Raw genomic sequence first — 19234 nt, forward strand, 5'->3', positions numbered from 1 at the left:
CTGCCTTGGTTTGACGGAACGGACTTCATGCCCCAACCCGCCCCCATCCTCGCCGCATCGGGAATCGAGAAATCCTTTCTCTCCCACAAGGTCCTCGACGATGTCGGCATCGAGCTTTTCCCCGGCGAGGTGCATGCCCTGCTCGGCGAGAACGGCGCGGGCAAATCGACCCTCATCAAGATCCTCACCGGCGCCTACACCCATGATGCCGGCACCATCATGCTCGATGGCCAGCCCATCCATCCGCGCGACACCCGCCACGCGCAGGAAATGGGCATCGGCACCGTCTATCAGGAGGTCAATCTCCTCCCCAATATGAGCGTTGCCGACAATCTCTATGTCGGCCGCCAGCCCATGAAATGGGGCCTGGTCGACACAAGAAAGATGCAGCGAGACGCCCGCGCCCTCCTCGCCCGCTACGACCTCAAGATCGATCCCGGCGCCCAGCTCGACAGCTTTTCGGTCGCCGTGCAGCAGATCGTCGCCATCGCGCGGGCCGTCGATATTTCGGGCAAGGTGCTCATCCTTGACGAACCCACCGCCAGCCTTGACCAGCACGAGGTCGAAATCCTGTTCGAGATCGTCCGGCAGCTCAAGGCGCAGGGCATGGCGATCGTGTTCATCACCCACTTTCTCGATCAGGTCTATGAAATCGCCGACCGCGTCACGGTGCTGCGCAACGGCCGCCGCGTCGGCTCGCGCCCCATCGAGGGGCTGGGCCGCATGGACCTTGTCACCATGATGCTGGGCGAAGCGCTCGAACACGAAGACGCCATGCGCATCGGGGTCACCCGCAAGCCCGGCGAGCTCTACGCCTCGTTCAAGAACTATTCCCTCACCGGGAAGGCCGCCCCGTTCGATCTCGATCTGCACAAGGGCGAAATCGTCGGTGTAGCCGGCCTGCTCGGTTCGGGCCGCACCGAAATGGCGCGCCTGCTGTTCGGCATCGACAAGCCCGATACCGGCCAATTGACCGTCGCGGGCCAGCCCGCCACGCTGCGTGAACCACGCGACGCCATTGCACTGGCCTTCGCCTTCGCACCGGAAGATCGCAAGCTCGACGGCATCGTGGGCGATCTCACCGTGCGCGAAAACATCATGCTGGCGCTCCAGGCCCATCGCGGCTGGACGAAACCCATGAGCGGCGCCGAACAGTCCGAACTGGCCGATCGCTACATCAAGGCGCTCGATATCCGCTGCACCGGCCCCGAACAGCCGGTCAAATTCCTCTCGGGCGGTAATCAGCAAAAGGTGGTGCTGGCCCGCTGGCTGGCCACAAACCCCAAACTCCTCATCCTCGACGAGCCCACCCGCGGCATCGATGTGGGTGCCCACGCCGAAATCATCAGGATGATCAACCGGTTGTGCGATGACGGCATGAGCCTGTTCGTCATCTCGTCCGAACTCGACGAAATCACCGCCTATTCCTCCCGTGTCCTCGTCCTGCGCGAACGCGCCATCGCCGGGGAGTTGACGGGCGAAGCGATCAACACCACAGCGATCATGGAAATGATCGCCAGCGAGCCGGAGGCACGGCCCCAATGACCCGCTCGATCTTTTCGGTCATCAAGCCGCAATTTATTGCGCTTGCCGCCATCCTGCTCATCAACTGGATGCTGTTTCCGGGCTTCTTCAACCTCTTCATCCGCGATGGCCGTGTTTATGGCTCGCTGATCGACGTGCTCAATCGCGGCGCCCCGGTCGCCATTCTGGCCATCGGCATGACCGCCGTCATCGCCACGCGCGGGGTCGATCTGTCGGTCGGCGCGGTCATGGCCATTGCCGGCGCGGTCGCCGCCACCATGGTTCAGGGCGATGGCAACGCGCTCATCGTGGTCCTTGGCGCCGCCCTCGGGGTCGGCCTTCTCTGCGGGTTGTGGAACGGCGCCCTCGTCGCCGTGCTCGGGCTGCAACCGATCATCGCCACTCTGATCCTCATGGTCGCCGGGCGCGGCATCGCCCAAACCATCACCGAAGGCTTCATCGTCACCTTCAACGATCCGGGCCTGATCTTTCTCGGTTCCGGCTCCATTCTCGGCCTGCCCACGCCCATCATCATCATGCTGGCGCTGGCCATCATCACAACGCTGGTCATGCGGCTGACCGCCCTCGGCCTGTTCATCGAATCCGTCGGCATCAACCGCTCGGCCTCGTCCTATGCGGGGTTGCGCGCCCGCTCGCTCCTGATCGGTGTTTATGCCTTCGCCGGGTTCTGCGCGGCCATTTCCGGCATCATCGCCGCCGCCGACATTCGCGGCGCCGACGCCAACAATGTCGGTCTGTGGCTCGAACTCGACGCCATCCTTGCCGTGGTCATCGGCGGCACCTCATTGATGGGCGGGCGGTTTTCCATCCCCATGTCGGTCATCGGCGCGCTGATCATTCAGGCCATGAACACCGGCATTCTGGTCTCGGGTTTCCCGCCCGAATTCAACCTGCTGGTCAAGGCGGCGCTCATCATCATCATTCTGGTGGTCCAGTCTCCTCTCGCCGGCCGGGCCTGGCACTTCGCCGCCCGCCCCCGCACCAAACGTTCCGAGGTCAGCCCGAAATGAACCCGCGCTACTGGCCGCTGATCGCCACCATCACCATTTTCGTCCTCGCCTACGCGCTTGCCGTGATGCAGTTCCCGGCGCTGTTTTCCACGCGCGTTCTTGGCAATCTCTTGACCGACAACGCCTTTCTCGGCGTGGCGGCGGTCGGGATGACCTTTGTCATTTTGTCAGGCGGCATCGACCTGTCGGTCGGCTCGGTCATCGCCTTTTCCTCGGTGCTGATCGCGGTGCTCATCACTCAGCTCGGCATCCACCCCCTGCCCGCCTTCGCGATAACGCTGCTGGTCACCACCCTGTTCGGGGCTTCCATGGGCACGATGATCCACTATCTCGAAGTCCCGCCCTTCATTGTCACACTGGCCGGCATGTTTCTGGCGCGCGGGCTGACCTTCCTTCTGACCCAGGATTCGATCTCGGTCAGCCATGATTTCTATACCTGGGTGCGCCAGTTCTATTACGTCATGCCCGGCGGCGGGCGCCTCACCTTCAATGGCGGGCTGATGCTTATTGTCTTCGCCATCGGCATCATCGTCTGCCACCGCACCCGGTTTGGCGCGTATGTCTATGCGCTGGGCGGCAATGCGCAGTCCGCCGCCCTGCTCGGTGTCCCCGTCGCCCGCACGACCATCGGGATTTATGCCGTCTCGAGCTTTCTGGCCGGGCTTTCGGGCGTGGTCTATTCGCTCTACACGTCCTCGGGCTATCCGCTGGCCGCCGTCGGTGTCGAACTCGATACCATCGCCGCCGTGGTCATCGGCGGAACGCTGCTTTCTGGCGGCTTCGGCTTCATGCTCGGCTCGCTGGTGGGGGTGTTCATCCAGGGGATGATCCAGACCTATATCGTTTTCGACGGCACGCTCTCGAGCTGGTGGACCAAGATCGTCATCGGCGGATTGCTGTTCGGCTTCATCGTCCTCCAACGCATTATCATCGCCGCCTCAAAACGCGACTGGCGCAAAAAGAAGGTAGAAGCGGTTCGGGCGTAGAGCGCCTGCCCCCTTGGCCCCCGACACTGCCAACCCTCCCTTGTCACCCCGGCCCTGAGCCGGGGTCCAGTACACTCGGCGGATATGACCGAACCACTGGCTCTGCCAGTTACCGGATCCCGGGTCGAGCCCGGGACAGCGAGGGGGTGTTACTGGTTTCTTATTCCCGCACCTTACCCCGCAGCACATCCTGCCATTCGGGATGCCGCTCGATCTGTGCCTTGGCGAACGGGCATAGCGGGATGATCTTGACCCCCTCGGCCCGCGCGTCCTCGACACCGCGCAGCACCAGCGCTTCGCCTACCCCGCGTCCGCGCAGGGCATCGGGCACGCCGGTATGGTCGATGATCCGCTGGCGCGTGCCCACCTTGGTGTAGGTCATCTCCGCTTCATGCCCGTCGAGACGGACCACGTAGCGCCCCTTGGTCTCGCCATCCTCGCGCTCGATGGTAAAGTCGCTCATCGTCAGAAGTCCTTTCAGATCGCACGCGGCTGGCGCGGCCTGCCGGGATGGCAGTCCAGTTTCGTCCGGTCCCAATTGCCGAGACTCGCTGCCGCATCATAAGTGCTCTGCAAAAAGGCCAGCAGCGTTGCATCGGGATCGTCGGCCTTCCGCACCGCGTCATAGGGCAGAACGAACTCGCCCAGCGTGTCGTGGAAAAACGCCGCCTCGGGCCGGACCGCCGCCTTTGAAAACGCATCGGGCGTTGGGTAGGTGTAGGAATAAAACGCCGGATAATCGATCCCGCCACCGCCCGGCCAGAACCCGGCCGAGGAAACCTCATGGCTATAGGCCTCCCGCGTCACCTCATCGGGCAAGGCGGGAATGCCGCCGGGGTGCAAGGGTGCGTCGCGTCCGGAAAACCGCGTCACCGCCATATCGAAGCTACCCCAGAACAGATGGACCGGGCTGACCTTGCCCAGAAAGCCAGTCCGGAAGGTCTCGAAAACCCGCGTGATCTGCACCAGAGCCCCGTGAAAGCGCCGCACTGCGTCGGCATCATAGGGGCGCTCGGCCACATCCTGAGCAAAAGGAATCGCGTCGGGAATTTCGTTGGGCCTGCCGTCAAACTCGGGGGTCGCACCAATTTCCCGCAGCAGCCCGGCGAACTTTTTGGCGAATCCCGCCACCGACATGGGCTCCAGATCAAACCGGGCACTCGTCCCGTCCGCCGCCATGCCGATCACCGCGTGATCGTGGAAATCGAAAACGATCTCGGCCCCGCCGCCCGCGCCGTCGCTCACCATGCCCGTGGTCAGCCCGCGCGGCGTGACATAGAGCGTGGCGTGCCAGGAATGGTTGACCCATGGCGTGTGCGCCAGCCGGTATTTCCCGACGATCTGGGTAAAAAGATGGAGCGCCGCGCAGCTCTCTTTCCATGGGGTGAAGGGAATATCGGGCCAATTGGCGTTCACAGTCATCGGGGTGCACCTTTTCCGTTTCAAAGAGCGATTTTGCGCAGGTTGGTTCGAGATCGGCAAGGGAGCGGCTGGAGCCGGTCTTGTGGAAAACCTGCCGCCGCGCGGCCGTCCGCCGCCGTGATTTCCCCAGCCGAGAGCGCCCACGGCAATAAATCGAGACTCCTGCGACAATTTGCGCTTAACTTGTTGTTAAGGGGACCAAATGGGTATGCCGGGCTGTTGCGAAGCGTGTTTCATTATGCACTCCATTGCTAAGTGTCTGTAAACATTGGAAGCGTGTTCGCGTCGACGGTGCGACACGGGCGACCTTTCCGGGCTATCGCGGTTTTGATCGTCTCCGACGCCAGGTCTTCGGCACGGATTTGGTACGGCGCACCGCGCACTACCTGAACAGCTGGGAGGGTGCCGGTCTTGATAAGGCGCCTGATCGCGTGGCGTGTAACGCCTAAAGCCTTGGCTGCCTCGGTCATGGTGAGCCATTCGCCATTTTTCTCAGCCGAACGGTAGGCATGGATGCCGCGAACCCGCCGAACCGACGAGACGCGGTGCGCCGTCCAAGTTTTTCCGTGGCCGGTGGGCAAACCCATCCGATTGAGCGACGCGGCGATATGCTCGTCAGACCAACGACCTGCCATGCTTCTCATTACTGCCAACGCATCTTCAGCTGTCGCGCAACCGTGTTCCCCCGCTTGGGGTTTGTGAACACGCAGTTCTGAGTGTTGGCCGCCCCGCCAGTGGATCGTGAGGACGACGTCCCGCACCGCATCGTCAACATCGACGATGATGTCGGCGATCAAGGTCCGGAGCAACTGCTGACGGGCACGCATCGTCACATCAGGCGCATCCCATGCCGCGGAGAGGTTTTCGGCCAAGTTGGCAAAAGCGCTTGGATCAACCTCGATGGTTGATGGGCTTCCGGGCGGTTGGCGTACTTCCAGATCCCGCACCCGGCGTAGCGCTACTTCCCAGTTTTTCTCCAGCTGGGCGGCAATCAGTCGATTGTCTGGATCACAGGCGGCATAGCGGCGCTCGGCGAGATTGGCCTCGTAACGGGCCTGCTGAAGTTCCAGATCGCGGATCTGGCGCTGATTATCTTGTCGTTCCCGGTGCATCCGCTCAGCCTCGAACGCGGCCTCGATCGCCAAGGGTTCTACCGCGCGCAGCAGCTCACGCGCAACAGCCGCGTCCACCCGAGGGCCTCCAAAGGTCATGCATCGGGGCAAGCCCATCATCAGGTTCGGCTTGTCGCAGCGATAGACGGGTCGGCTCTGCGGATTGCCGGTATAGGTGACCGACAGTCGCCGCCCGCACCGGGCACACGTCATCATGCCCGAAAGTAACGCCCGGCCGCCTCGGCCCGATTTCACACCACCGGCGCGACCGTAGTTGTTGAGGGCCAATTGCTGCTGGTTTCGCTCGTACTCGTCCCAGCTGATATAGCCTTCGTGGTGGTCTTTGATGAATACCTCCCACGTCCCGACCGGTTTGCTGTGGCCATAGCTCCGCCGCGCGCGCCCATCGACGATGGAGGTTCGTTTCTCGCTTTTCCCGTAAACATAAACTCCAGCGTAAAACGGGTTTTTGAGCACGGAGATCACGTTGCGATAGCGGATCGGCAGCCAGGTGAAGCTGGTCATGCGCCCTTCATCCGAAGGTCGAGGAAAGTGGATTTGATCGGCCGTCATCGATAACAACACTTGGCGCGCGCTGCCAAGTTCGCCGAAGCGGGTAAAGATGAGCCGGATCACCTCCTGCAAGCGCAGATCAGGGTCGAGCCCGAGACCCGCTTCACGGTGCCAGATGTAGCCGAACGGGACTGACAAGCGCAGTTCGCCACGGCGCGCCTTCGACCTGACAGCATCGTGCATTCGCGTTCTGAGCACGCCGAGCTCGAATTCGCTGATGCTGCCTTTCATGCCCAGGAGCAGGCGATCATTGGGTTGGCAAGGATTATAAACGCCGTCGTGATCGATGACACGGGCCTCGACGAGGCCGCAGAGCTCCAGAAGATGGTGCCAGTCACGGCCATTTCGCGCGAGCCGTGATGCATCCTGACACAAAACAGCGCCCACATTGCCCGCACACAGCCATGCGACCAGCCGATCAAAGCCGGGGCGCGCCACTGTTCCGCTCGCGGATCGCCCGAGATCGTCGTCGATCACCTCCACATCCATGAACCCGTGCTCGCGGGCAATGTCGACGAGGTCGTACTGCCGCCGCTGGCTCTCCAGATTGGTCATGACCTGGGACTGCGATGATTGACGCACATAGACAACTGCCTTGCGCTTCAGGAGTTGGGTGGGGATCAGATCAATTCCGTTCATCGCCGAGCTCCTCGACGATCAGACCGGCGGCCTGCATCAGAAGGTGGGCGAGTGCCCTCGTGGCCTCCGCTTGCTCCACCTCCTTCATCGCGTCCACCTTGCGGGGTTCGAACACTAGGCTCATCTGCCTGCCCGAGGTCGGCACAGGCGCGTCGTGCTGTTTCATCGACTTCCTCCCTTGCGATTCCATTTTCGCCCAGGGAGTGTGTGGGAACAGAAGTCGGCGTGACCAGTCTCTTGAGATCTGACAGTGCCGCAAGATCAACCTGCGGCCCGCCAATTCTCATCTCGGCACAGATCAGGGGGTCCACCATCCAGCCAGGAATCGAGATGATGGTGCCAGAGGGACCGTCAACTCTCAGAAACTGTCCCGTGGCCCGCTGCTGAACCTGCCGAACGGTTACCTTCTGTCCGAAATAGGGATGCCAGCGATAGTGAATTTGCCGCTCTTCCCCGACATGGGCAGAATGAACGGGCGATGGCGGATAATAGAAAACCAGATGGCGCCCGATTGTGGCGCAAAGCCCCCTTCATCCGATCCGTACTTGTGCTGGCGAGTTGAGGGGAAAATGGATGTCGGACATCTATATAGTGGGCTTCGACGGGACCGAAGCTTCGGGGCGCGCCGCTGATCTTGCGGCCAGCCACGCCAGAACATCGGGCGCCACGCTGCATCTGGTGTTGGTACTCGAATGGTCGCCCTACAGTTTTCTAAGTCAGGAAGAGCTGGCCGAACGCCACAAGCGCCGCGAGGAAGAACTGGTTCGCGCCGCAAGGGTCGTCGAGCCGGTCGCCGCGAAATACAGCGCCATGGGCATCACCACCACCCATGAGGTGCGATATGGCCACGCCGGCGAGATCATTTCAGACATCGCCAAAGCGTCGGGCGCCAGGCAGATCTTTGTGGGCCGGCAGGGCTCGCGCAAGCTCACCGATCGCCTCCTTGGCGGGCTGACCATGGCGCTCGTCCAGATCGCCACGGTTCCGGTCACCGTGGTTCCGTAAGGCGTCGCACCAATCAAAAACTTCGCCCGCGTCCGACGGCAAAACGGGCCGGAGCGAAGGTTCAAGGGGATATCAAAAATGAGAAAACTGTTTTTGGCACTGGCGCTGCTGCTGCCATTGTTCGCCCTCCCCGCCTTCGGGCAGGAGGCAACCGAGGAAGCCGCCGAATCCGCGGCCGTGGCGCAGGAGACCATCGAGGAGACCACCCGAACCATCGACATGATGGTCAACGACGCCATTTCACCCATCTCCAACGCTGTCGTCAGCGTCATCTTTTACGCCGTGCCCATCGCAGGCGTGGACCTCCCCCTCATCGTGGGCTGGCTGGTTCTGGCCGCGACCGTATTCACCCTCTATTTCGGCTTCATCCAGTTCCGGGTGTTCGGCCACGCCATCGCACTGGTGCGGGGCGATTATGCCGATCCCAATGATGCGGGTGAGGTCTCTCACTTCCAGGCTCTGGCCACGGCTCTGTCGGGAACGGTCGGCCTGGGCAATATCGCCGGGGTTGGCGTCGCCGTCGCCGTCGGGGGTCCGGGGGCGACATTCTGGATGATTTTGGCCGGTCTATTGGGCATGGCGTCCAAGTTCACCGAGTGTACATTGGGCGTCAAATACCGCAATGAGCTGCCCGACGGGCGTGTCTCGGGCGGTCCGATGTACTATTTGTCCAAGGGCCTCGCCGAGCGCGGCATGACCGGATTGGGCAAATTCTTCGCCGTATTCTTCGCCATCTGCTGCATCGGCGGGGCGCTTGGCGGGGGCAACATGTTCCAGGCCAACCAGTCCTTCCAGCAACTCGTCAACGTCACGGGCGGCAACGGAAACAGCCCGCTCGCCGGCTTCGGCTGGCTGTTCGGATTGGTCATGGCGCTCATCGTCGGCGCGGTAATCATCGGCGGCATCAAGTCGATCGCCAAGGTCACCGAAAAGATCGTGCCCTTCATGGGCATCCTCTATGTCGGCACCGCGCTCGTCATCATCCTGATGAACATCGGTTCCATCGGCTGGGCCTTCTCCCAGATCATCGGCGGAGCGTTCTCGCCCGAAGGCGTCGCGGGCGGTGCCATCGGCGCGCTGATCCAGGGCTTCAGGCGCGCTGCGTTTTCCAACGAGGCCGGCATCGGCTCGGCGGCCATCGCACACTCGGCGGTGCGCACCAAGGAGCCTGCAACCGAAGGCATCGTCTCGCTGCTCGAACCGTTCATCGATACGGTGGTGATCTGCACCATGACCGCGTTGGTCATCATCTTCACCGGCTCGCTCAGCACCGGGCTTACGGGTGTTGAGCTGACCTCGGCCGCCTTCGGCGCGCAGTTCAGCTTCTTTCCCTATATCCTTGCGCTGGCCGTGCTGTTGTTCGCGTTTTCGACAATGCTCAGCTGGTCCTATTACGGGCTCAAATCGTGGACCTATCTGTTCGGCGAGGGCAAGAAAAAGGAAAATGTCTTCAAGATCATCTTCTGCGTCTTCGTGATCATCGGCGCCTCGATGAGCCTGGGTCCCGTCATCGACTTTTCGGACTCGATGATCTTTGCGATGGCGCTGCCCAACATCATCGGGCTGTACCTCTTGATGCCGGTCGTCAAACGCGAGGTGAACCAGTATTTCGCCAAGATAAAGTCGGGTGAGATCCGCAAGATGAAGGGGCATTAGAGCGAGGGGCGCTGGCCCCGTACCCATACTGGCGAGGGGCGGGAACTCCCGCCCCTTTCCGCCGCTCCTTGTAATAGCCGCTTTCAATCGCCATATAGTTAAATACGCTGTGTCGCTCATCGGAGCGCAGTTCTGTCCGGCGTTGTCTCTTTTCGATCAGAAATGGATTTGATTGGTTTTCCTGAGACAGGAAACGCAGTCGCTGTACTCCAGGCTTCCGACAGCTGGCGGCAGCGATCTGGAGAGGTATGCCTGATGATCGCCTATTTTGTGCTCGTTCACCGTTATCCCGCGCAGTTCAAGCGTCTCTTCAAGGCGATTTACCTGACGGGGAACCAATATGTTGTCCATGTGGACAAAACCTCGGGCGCCGAACTGGCGAACGACATTTCGGCCTTCCTCGAGCCCTACCAGGGCGTTGAACTCCTGGAGCCGCAGGATGCGCTTTGGGGCGGGTACAGCCTCGTCGAAGCGGAGCTGCGTGGCATGGCCCGACTGCTCGAAATGGATAGCGGCTGGACCCACTACATCAATCTGTCAGGGCAGGATTTTCCGCTCAAGAGCCAGAAATATATCCGCGAATTCTTCGCCGCAAACCCCGGCAAGCAGTTTATTTGCGCGCTCGATCAGCGCAAGGAACGTCCCGACACCCTGAACCGGATCAGCCACCTGTTCGTCGAAGAGCGAGGAAAGATGACCGCAACCGGCGTTGCACGTCCCTTCCTCTCAAGCGACACGCCCTTTATCGGGACACAGTGGAAAGCGGTCACCCGCAGCTTTTGCGAGTTTGTCTGTCATGATCCCCGGGCTGACCGGTTCAAGACATTCTATCGCAACAGCTTCATTGCGGATGAGGCGTTCTTCCAGACCGTGATCATGAACAGCGGAGATCAGGGCATCGTTATGAACGACGATTTGCGCATGATCGATTGGGTTCCGGATGGCGATATCAAATTGCGCCCCCGCAATTACGGGGAGAAAGATCTCGACCAGCTTCGACGGAGCCCCGACCTTTTCGCACGCAAATTCGATGCAGAGGACGACACCGGGATCCTTTCCCTGCTCGAACGCCACCTGCAGTCACCAGCGGCCAATACCTACAGCGTCCCAAGCCATCAGCCAAAGGCACCTTCCTATGCCAACGCCCTGGACGTCGCCTTCGTTTGATCGGCCCAATTGTGACGATCAAATGCACCGGAAATCATTGACCATCTGATTCCCGGCGGCCGCTTCTGCCATGAAGCCGAACCTGAGGGCGGAAACACAGTTCCGCCCCTTCAACCGGCGCGTTCAAGCACTGTTCAAGTGCAAGATGTTGCCGTCGGGATCCTTGAACCAGACCATCTTGAAGTCGCCCGAGCTGTGGATGCCGTTCTCGAAATCGAGGCCCATGTCGGGATAGTGCTCGAAGGTGACGCCCTTGCCGCGCAGGCTTTCTACAATCCCCTCAATATCCCCTCCGCAATCGAAGACCACGGCGTTGGCCTTGTTGGTGCCGGCAAAGTCGGAGGGATAGACGAGCAGACGGGTACTGCCCGTCTTGTACACCAGCACGCCGCCCATCCCGTCCTCCTCCAGTTCGAGGCCGAGCGTTTCGCTGTAGAATTTGCGCGCGCGCTCTATGTCGCCGACCGCGATGATGGCCGACGAAACCTTGTCCTTTAAATGCGCCATAATGGTTCTCCTCTCATGTTCCTCCTCAAGGACGCGGCAGCCTATTCCGTTCCGACACGACAAAAAGAAAAAGGCGGGATCGCTCCCGCCTTTCCAGAACCTTGGGTTAGAGGCACCGCACACTAGCGGGCCGCTTGAACGTCTTCGGTCGTCAGCACGCCGAAATCATTGCCCCACGAATTGCGGATATACGTCCCGATCTGGGCGATGTCTTCGTCGCTGAACTGGCTGCCGAAAGCGGGCATGTAGCCAAAGCCGTGGACGATGGTGTTGGCAACGAAGCTGGCGTCCGCCAGATTTTCGTTTCCGGCCAGCACCGCACCGGCTCCCCCCTGCCCGCCGGCGCCATGGCACATGGCGCAATTGGCGGCAAATTTGGGGGCGCCCAGATTGGCGACTTCGGTGACGTCAGACTCGCTGGTGATGGCACCGGCAGCCGCTTCGTCGCCCATTTCACCTTCGGCGGGCGCAGATTCGTTCCCGGTGTTGGGATCTTCCCATTCTGCCGGGCCCGCGGCCCCATCTGTGGCTGGCGCGGCGTCGTGGTCATTGCCTTCGACAAGGCCCAGACCGCCGCCTTCTTCACCATAGGTGAACATCAGGATCGAACCGGGATTGTGCAACACGGACGTGTTGAGCCCCTCGCCGAATTTCTGCGCGGCCGAGCCAAACGCGTCCGTTGCGATGAACACCGTCCTGCCGTCGGGCGAAACGATGACGTCGCGATAGCGGTTCTGGGTCGAAAGCCAGGCGGTCGGCAGGCCCTCAGCCTCCGTTCCATCTTCGCTCAGCGCCTGCACATAAAGCGTGCCGTGCTTGAGGGTCGGGATCAGCAGCGAATTGTCCCATTCGGCGATGCCGTTCTCGCCCGCGTCATAGTAACGGACAGAAGACGGAGCGATGGTGGGATCACAGATATAGCCGCAGATTTCCCCGATCGGATAATCGTTCTCAACCACCCAATAGGCCGCCAGCGGATCGACCATGTCGCCTTCAAAGTCGCTTTCTGCGAACTGCGGCACGCTTTCGGGCAGCGGGTCGGCGTTCTGGTCCACATCCTCGGGCGCTTCGCTCCAATTGATATAGGTGTAGGCCTGATCGTCGATATAGCCAGAAACATTGGGCCAGCCGTAATTGCCGCCGGGCTCGATGATGTTTAATTCGTCGCCGCTGGCAGGACCATGCTCGGTTTCATAGAGCGTACTATCGGGTCCGAAATCGATGCCCTGGGGATTGCGATGCCCATAGCTCAGGATGTGGCTTTTGACGCCTTCGATCTCGGGATTGTCCTCGGGAATCGAGCCGTCGAGGTTTAGCCGCAATATCTTGCCTGAATAGGTGTGCCAATCTTCGCTCTCGACCTCATCCTGGGTCGGCAGGGCCTGGGCCAGATTGGGCCGGCGCAGGTTGCGACCGAAATTGGCGCCCTGTTCGCCGATCGAATAATAGAGCTTGTCGTCAGGTCCAAATACGACGCGCCCAGCGTTGTGATCGTTCCACGCCGGCAGGCCCTCGATCAGGACCATCGGATCGACGAGTTGCTGGAGGCTTTCGTCGTAGGTGAAGCGCACGATCTGGGCGGAGGGGTCGGGCTCTTCGGCCGTGCCGTTGTTTATCGTGTAGCCGATATAGACGTAGTCATTCCCCGTGCCCTCGAGCAGTTCGGGATGGAGCGCCATACCCAGCAGGCCCTCGTGCTGTGGCCCGGTATAAACGTCATCGAGCGTGAGGAGCAGCTGCTGGGCTCCCGTCGTCGGATCGACGCGGGTAACTTCACCGCTGGTGCGCTCGGTGACCCAGATCATGTCGTCCGGACCCCAGCGCAGCGCCCACGGATTGGAAAGATCAGTGGTCAGTACGCGAGAGGAAAACAAAGAATTGTCGCCACTTTCGATTTCGACTGGCGTAATCTGTGCGGACACCATGCTCGTGGACAGCATGAGGGCAGCGGCAACCGCGCCTCCCATAAACGCCTTCGCAACCGGAGTCCTGCCTCCGCGTGCTGAATGTCGCGTAGCCATGAGCAATCTCCTGTAAATTTTGAAAAAGTTATGAGTCTGCGGCCACAAAAACGATGCGGCTGCCCGTCAGAAAACGTACAAGCGGCGAGTGCGTTCCACAACAATCAAACTTTACTTGCATTAAATAAATGTGACGGCTTAAGGCGTTGCCTTTACCATCCGCAGGCCAAGCGGACCGGCTGCAGTGCCGTCTCGATTCCCTCGAGCCGGAAACTGACCGTCACCGAGCGCTGGGACTGCGGCGTGGCGCGCACCAACAGCCGCTGGGTCTGTTGCAGTTGCCCGATCACCGCCCGAGCTTCTTCGGTTTCGAAAAATCCGATAGCCAGCCGATCGGGGGACAGATCGACCGATTGGGTCCTGGGGGGCTGGCGGTCGTATTGGAGCGTGATCGCGGCGCTATTGGACGTCGGAGTGCCCATGGCCGAGCCGGCAAAGCTGAACTGAAGCGTGGTCTCGCCATCGACGCACAACACCGTCAGGCGAGCCGGCGCTCGCCCACCGGCCAGTGCGGGAATCAGCTGCTCGGATTCGAGCGTTGCAAATGGCACCTCCGTTCCCTCGATCTGGGAAACCTCGATGCCACTCGTCCAGAGCCCCTGATCGGCATCGGTCTCGCCATTGCCGCCGGTGAACTGACCCGAACGAAAAATCGAATCATAGCAGGCAAGCCGCTCGCTCGCCGGTCCGATAGCGGCGCAACGTTCGGGTGCGGTCTGGGCCAGCGCGGGTATCGGGGCAGCCGAAAATCCAGCCAAAGCCATCATCGCCGCCAACCCAAATCGATTCATCCGCCCGGTCTCCCGCGATATTTTTCATTATTGATCAATGTGGTGGCCCCGAACGCTCAAGTCCATACATTTTCACGACATTGTTTGCGGGAGGTTGGCAGCGGCCATGCTCACTCCTACATTGTCGCACACGTCCCGCCCAAGAGGAGCCCTCCATGTCGCACCACCCCGCCTATGAGTTGATCGCCGAAGAGCAGATCGACGAGGTCAACGCCTTGGTGCGCCATTACCGGCACAAAAAGACCGGCGCAGAGGTACTTTCGCTCATTAACGACGACGAGAACAAGGTGTTCGGCGTATCCTTTGCCACCCCACCCGACGATTCCACCGGCTTGCCCCACATTCTCGAGCATTCAGTGCTTTGCGGCTCGGAAAAGTTCCCCGTCAAAAAGCCGTTTGTCGAGATGCTCAAAGGTTCTCTGCACACCTTCCTCAACGCGATGACCTTTCCGGACAAGACCGTCTATCCGGTGGCCAGCCAGAACCTCGCGGATTTCTACAACTTGACCGAAGTTTATCTGGACGCGGTGTTTTTTCCGCTCCTGACCCGCGAAACCTTCCAGCAGGAGGGCTGGCATTACGAGGCCGAAAGCCCCGATGACCCGCTGATCTTCAAGGGCGTGGTTTTCAATGAAATGAAGGGCGGCTTTTCGTCACCTGACCAGGTCAATTACGCCTACGCGCTGCAATCACTTTTCCCCGACGCAGTCTATTCCAATTATAGTGGCGGCGATCCGCGGGTCATGCCCGACCTGACCTACGAACAGTTCAGAGATTTCCACAAACGCTACTATCACCCTTCCAACGCCCAGATCATTTTCTACGGAAACGACGACCCCGAGAAGCGGCTTGAACTGCTCGATGCCGTGATCTCGCGCTTTGAAAGAGGCGATAAAGCACCGGCACATACGCCACAAAAGCGCTTCGATGCGCCGCGTCGCTATGAAAAGACCTATCCGGCCGACGACGCCAACAAGCGATCGTCCTTCGTCACACTGAACTGGATGGTCGATCCGACCGATGACATCGAGGAACAGCTGGCTCGCACTGTCATGCGCCGCGCACTGGTCGGCAATTCCGCGGCGCCGCTGCACAAGGCCCTGATCGAATCCGGGCTGGGTGAAGCCATCATTTCCTCGGCCATCGAATTGTCCCAGCCGGTTCTCAATTTCGGCTTGCGGGGCGCGGATGGGGACGATGCGGACCGGATCGAGACCCTGATCCTCAACACCCTCGCCCATCTGGCCGAGCATGGCATTGATGATGCGACGATTGAAGCGACGCTCAACTCGCTGGAGTTCGAGTTGCGCGAACGGAACACCGGCGGCTATCCTCGCGGAATTGCTTACTTTTTCGGCGCCTTGAGCAACTGGCTTTATGGCCGCGATCCGCTCGACGGGCTGCGCTTTGAAAAGGCGCTGACGAGCCTCAAGGCCCGCATCGCCTCGGGTGAGAAGGTTATCGAAAATCTCATTCGCACCAATCTGCTCGACAACACCCACCGCACCACTCTGGTCCTGCGCCCCGATCCGGAGCAGGCCGAGCGCGAAGAGGCGGTCGAACGGGCACGGCTCGATGCTGCGCGCGCGGCGATGAACGACGACGACATCATCGCCGCGGTCGAGACCACCAAGAAGCTCAAGGCCCTGCAGAACACTCCCGACAAGCCCGAAGAGCTCGCGAAAATTCCGACCCTGACAGTGGACGATCTGCCGCGCGAGGGGATGAGCATCCCCACTGAGGAATTGGCAGTTGAGGGTGTGCGGACGCTCTATCACGACATCGCCACAAACGGTATCGTCTATCTCGATCTTGGCTTCGATCTCAAAACCCTGCCGCGCGAGCTGCTGCCTTATCTCCCGCTGTTTTCCCGCGCACTCAAGCAGACCGGAACCTCCAAAGCCGATTTCGTCGCGCTCACACAGCGCATCGGGCGCTCGACTGGCGGCATCGGGATTTCGCGCCTCAATTCGGCAATCCTCGACAGCGACGAAGCGGCTGCCTTTTTGATCCTCCGGGCCAAGGCCACATCCGATAAAACCAATGAGATGCTTGATATCGTTCATGATATCCTGACCGATGCCCGGCTGGACAATCGCGATCGCATCCGTCAGATCGTTGCGGAAGACAAGGCGCGAACCGAGGCCTCGCTTGTCCCTTCGGGCCACCAATATGTCTTCACCCGGCTCCGCGCCTCGCTGCACGAAGCCGATTGGCTATCCGAGCAGACTGGCGGCGTCACCCAATTGCTGTTCCTGCGTGAGTTGGCGCAAAAGATCGAGAACGACTGGGCTTCGGTCCAATCGGCGCTTGAGGATATTCGCGCCCATCTCATCAACGCCAATGCGGCAATTGCCAATGTCACAACCGATGGTGCGGCATGGCCGGGGTTTGCGGACGAGCTCAGAGCCTTCATCCAGCGTCTCCCGCGTCACGATTTTGTCCGGGCCGACTGGTCGCCCCTGCCCCATCCGGCCAATGAGGGCCTGACCATTCCGGCTCAGGTCAACTACGTTGCCAAGGGGGTGAACCTCAAGGCGCTCGGCCATGAGCCGTCGGGCGCGCTGTCGGTGGTCACCAAATATCTCGGCACCACCTATCTCTGGGACAAGGTTCGCGTCGAAGGCGGAGCGTATGGAGGGTTCGCGAGCTTCAATCCTCTCGCCGACACCTATGCGTTCGGCTCCTATCGCGACCCCAATCTGGTCGCAACGCTCGAGATCTACGACGCCGCCCCTGCCTATCTGCGCAAGGGCGTTTCACAGTCCGACATCGCCCGTTCCATCATCGGCACAATCGGTGATCTCGACCCTTATCTTCTGCCCGATGCCAAGGGCTATACCGCGCTGGTTCGGACGCTGACGGGCGTGACCGAAGACTACCGGCAAAAGCGCCGCGAGCAGGTGCTCTCGACCTCTGAAGCCGATTTCGCAAAGGCGGCGGATCTTCTCGATGAAGTCGCCCGCAACGGGCATATCGTTGCCATGGGATCGGAGAAATCGATAACTGCCGCAAACCGCGAGCGGAACGGATTTCTCGCCGTTTCCAAGGTGCTGTGAATCATGGCCGCCGGTATCTTCGGCAAGAAGGGTTTTGAGACCTTCGTTTTGGCAATGGCGGGGACCTCACTGGTCGATCAGTGGGAGTCCCATGTCGCCAAGGTCGGCGGCAAGGTGTTCGTTCTTTTGAGCGCCGACAAGGATGAAGCGCATGTCACCTTCAAATGCACCGAAGAGAGCTTTGAACTGCTCACAACGCTCGATGGCGTCGACCAGGCTCCCTATTTTGCCAAGCGCAAATGGGTATCGGTCGCGGAAGGAGCACCGCTGTCCGCGTCCGAACTCGAAGCCTATGTGAAGCGCTCCTATGCGCTTGTGGCCGCCGGCCTGACGCGCAAGGCGCGTCAGGAAATCGGGATCACCGACTAAGCGGCGGTTACGCGCCAGACGATGTGACCAACGTCGTCGGCAACCAGCAATGCACCATCCTTGGCGAGAGCGACGCCCACCGGGCGGCCATTGGAGAATTTCTCATCCTCGGAAAGGAAGCCGCCAAGGATTTCAATGGGTTCGCCTGACGGCTTTCCGTCCTTAAAGGGCACGAGAATAACCTTGTAGCCCGAAAGCTTCGAGCGGTTCCAGGAGCCGTGCTGACCGATCACCATGCCCTCAGGAAGACCAGGGAGCGTACCGGCCGGCAGCCAGCACAGCCCCAGCGAAGCCGTATGCCCGCCAAGTGCATAATCGGGCGCCGTTGCCTTGGCGACCAGATCGGTCCGCTGCGGCTGCACGCGGTCGTCGACCGTGTCGCCCCAATACGAATAGGGCCATCCGTAAAAGCCGCCATCTTTTACAGAAGTCAGATAGTCAGGAGGTGTTTCGTCGCCCAGACCATCACGCTCGTTGACGACAGTCCACAATTTCCCGTCCGGCGGTTCCCAGGCCATGCCGACCGGGTTGCGCAGGCCGCCGGCAAACTCGCGATTCTGGCCTGTCGTCAGATCGAGCTCGACAATGCAGGCCCGACCCTCCTCGACTTCAAAGCCTTCTTCAGCAATGTTGGACAGTGAACCGATCGCAACATAGAGCTTGGTTCCGTCGGCGCTGGGGATAAGGTTCCGGGTCCAGTGGCCGCCATCCTTCATTGTGAAAATGGTCTTGCCCTGAGCCTCGATGCTGGTCTGGCCATCCTCATAGGGGAAAGCAACAACGCTGTTGGAATTGCCCACATAGAGAGTCGAGCCGATCAGGGCCATGCCGAAAGGCTGGTGCTGGCCCTTGAGGAACACTTCGCGGATTTCGGGCACACCGTCGCCATCCGCGTCACGCAACAGCGTGATCTGATTGGCATTGGGAAACGTCGCCCCCGCCCGTTTCATGGTGCGGTTCATGGCGTAATCCATGAAGCCGCTGACCTTACGGGGAATGGTTGCAGATTCAGCGACCAGCACATCGCCATTGGGCAGCGCATAGACCCAGCGGGGGTGCTTGAGTTTCTCGGCGAACACGGCGACCTTGAGGCCCGCCGCCGTTCTTGGTTTGGTGCCGCCAACCCAGCCGCGCGCCGTCGGCATCTTGAGCATGGGAACAGCGCCCTGGGGCTGGGCAGAGGGAATGGACGGCTTTGTGCCGAATTGGGGAGTGTACGTTTTGACGCGCGTATTCCACCACACATAGAAGCCGCCAACGATTGCGACCGCAAGAACCGCGATCACCAGCAAGATTGTCCAGACCGACATAAGGCCCTCCCCGAGGCGAAACTTCCAAAAAGTGATCTATTGCGCGATCCGGCCCGCCGGGG

The 19234-nt window shown here is 60.7% G+C and carries 16 protein-coding genes; 8 read left to right on the plus strand and 8 right to left on the minus strand.

Translation table 11 applies throughout. The features are described from left to right. The first annotated feature begins 27 nt into the window (after positions 1-27). From OF122_RS15045 to yjfF, 3 genes are read left to right on the plus strand one after another with little or no spacing between them, the layout of a single operon-like run. A complete protein-coding gene (locus OF122_RS15045; RefSeq protein WP_264225007.1) occupies positions 28-1545 on the plus strand; it encodes a sugar ABC transporter ATP-binding protein in 1518 nt (505 codons plus the stop codon). Beyond that, on the plus strand, positions 1542-2555 hold the full coding sequence (locus OF122_RS15050) for an ABC transporter permease (protein ID WP_264225008.1): 1014 nt from the start codon (positions 1542-1544) through the stop codon (positions 2553-2555). The genes OF122_RS15045 and OF122_RS15050 overlap by 4 nt, the downstream gene beginning before the upstream one ends. Then, on the plus strand, positions 2552-3541 hold the full coding sequence (yjfF, locus tag OF122_RS15055; protein WP_264225009.1) for a galactofuranose ABC transporter, permease protein YjfF: 990 nt from the start codon (positions 2552-2554) through the stop codon (positions 3539-3541). The genes OF122_RS15050 and yjfF overlap by 4 nt, the downstream gene beginning before the upstream one ends. A 160-nt stretch (positions 3542-3701) precedes the next feature. On the opposite strand, the gene OF122_RS15060 is transcribed toward yjfF, so the two are convergent. From OF122_RS15060 to OF122_RS15075, 4 genes are all read right to left on the minus strand, one after another. Further along, on the minus strand, positions 3702-4004 hold the full coding sequence (locus OF122_RS15060) for a GNAT family N-acetyltransferase (RefSeq protein WP_264225010.1): 303 nt from the start codon (positions 4002-4004) through the stop codon (positions 3702-3704). A 14-nt stretch (positions 4005-4018) separates the two neighbouring features. Continuing rightward, positions 4019-4963, minus strand: coding sequence for a DUF5996 family protein (locus OF122_RS15065; protein ID WP_264225011.1), 945 nt, complete (start codon positions 4961-4963; stop codon positions 4019-4021). A 251-nt stretch (positions 4964-5214) separates the two neighbouring features. After that, a complete protein-coding gene (locus OF122_RS15070; protein WP_264224806.1) occupies positions 5215-7287 on the minus strand; it encodes a recombinase family protein in 2073 nt (690 codons plus the stop codon). Beyond that, complete coding sequence (locus OF122_RS15075) at positions 7274-7453, minus strand: hypothetical protein (protein WP_264224807.1); 180 nt, start codon at positions 7451-7453, stop codon at positions 7274-7276. The genes OF122_RS15070 and OF122_RS15075 overlap by 14 nt, the downstream gene beginning before the upstream one ends. Before the next feature lie 407 nt (positions 7454-7860). On the opposite strand from OF122_RS15075, the gene OF122_RS15080 reads away from it, so the two are divergent. From OF122_RS15080 to OF122_RS15090, 3 genes are all read left to right on the plus strand, one after another. Further along, positions 7861-8292 carry a universal stress protein gene (locus tag OF122_RS15080; protein WP_264225012.1) on the plus strand — a complete coding sequence of 144 codons (432 nt, stop codon included), beginning with the start codon at positions 7861-7863 and terminating at the stop codon, positions 8290-8292. 78 nt (positions 8293-8370) lie between these two features. Further along, complete coding sequence (locus OF122_RS15085; protein WP_264225013.1) at positions 8371-9948, plus strand: alanine/glycine:cation symporter family protein; 1578 nt, start codon at positions 8371-8373, stop codon at positions 9946-9948. 255 nt (positions 9949-10203) lie between these two features. Beyond that, on the plus strand, positions 10204-11115 hold the full coding sequence (locus OF122_RS15090; protein WP_264225014.1) for a beta-1,6-N-acetylglucosaminyltransferase: 912 nt from the start codon (positions 10204-10206) through the stop codon (positions 11113-11115). A gap of 123 nt (positions 11116-11238) precedes the next feature. Here OF122_RS15090 and OF122_RS15095 read toward each other — a convergent pair whose 3' ends face one another. The 3 genes from OF122_RS15095 to OF122_RS15105 form a co-directional block, all read right to left on the minus strand. Next, entirely contained in the window at positions 11239-11622 is a 384-nt protein-coding gene (locus OF122_RS15095; protein WP_264225015.1) for a VOC family protein, read from the minus strand. A gap of 122 nt (positions 11623-11744) precedes the next feature. Continuing rightward, positions 11745-13643, minus strand: coding sequence for a glucose/sorbosone family PQQ-dependent dehydrogenase (locus tag OF122_RS15100; RefSeq protein ID WP_264225016.1), 1899 nt, complete (start codon positions 13641-13643; stop codon positions 11745-11747). 152 nt (positions 13644-13795) lie between these two features. Beyond that, a complete protein-coding gene (locus tag OF122_RS15105; RefSeq protein ID WP_264225017.1) occupies positions 13796-14434 on the minus strand; it encodes a type VI secretion protein in 639 nt (212 codons plus the stop codon). A 155-nt stretch (positions 14435-14589) separates the two neighbouring features. Here OF122_RS15105 and OF122_RS15110 point away from each other — a divergent pair, with 155 nt between their 5' ends. Together OF122_RS15110 and OF122_RS15115 are read left to right on the plus strand one after the other, a co-directional pair. Further along, a complete protein-coding gene (locus tag OF122_RS15110) occupies positions 14590-17493 on the plus strand; it encodes an insulinase family protein (protein WP_264225018.1) in 2904 nt (967 codons plus the stop codon). Positions 17494-17496: 3 nt separating this feature from the next. Further along, complete coding sequence (locus OF122_RS15115) at positions 17497-17862, plus strand: MmcQ/YjbR family DNA-binding protein (RefSeq protein ID WP_408636250.1); 366 nt, start codon at positions 17497-17499, stop codon at positions 17860-17862. Here the strand turns inward: OF122_RS15115 and OF122_RS15120 are convergent. Then, entirely contained in the window at positions 17859-19172 is a 1314-nt protein-coding gene (locus tag OF122_RS15120; RefSeq protein WP_264225019.1) for a PQQ-dependent sugar dehydrogenase, read from the minus strand. The two genes, OF122_RS15115 and OF122_RS15120, sit on opposite strands and share 4 nt — an antisense overlap. Positions 19173-19234 lie beyond the last annotated feature (62 nt).

This window comes from Pelagibacterium flavum (assembly GCF_025854335.1).
Taxonomy (GTDB): domain Bacteria; phylum Pseudomonadota; class Alphaproteobacteria; order Rhizobiales; family Devosiaceae; genus Pelagibacterium; species Pelagibacterium flavum.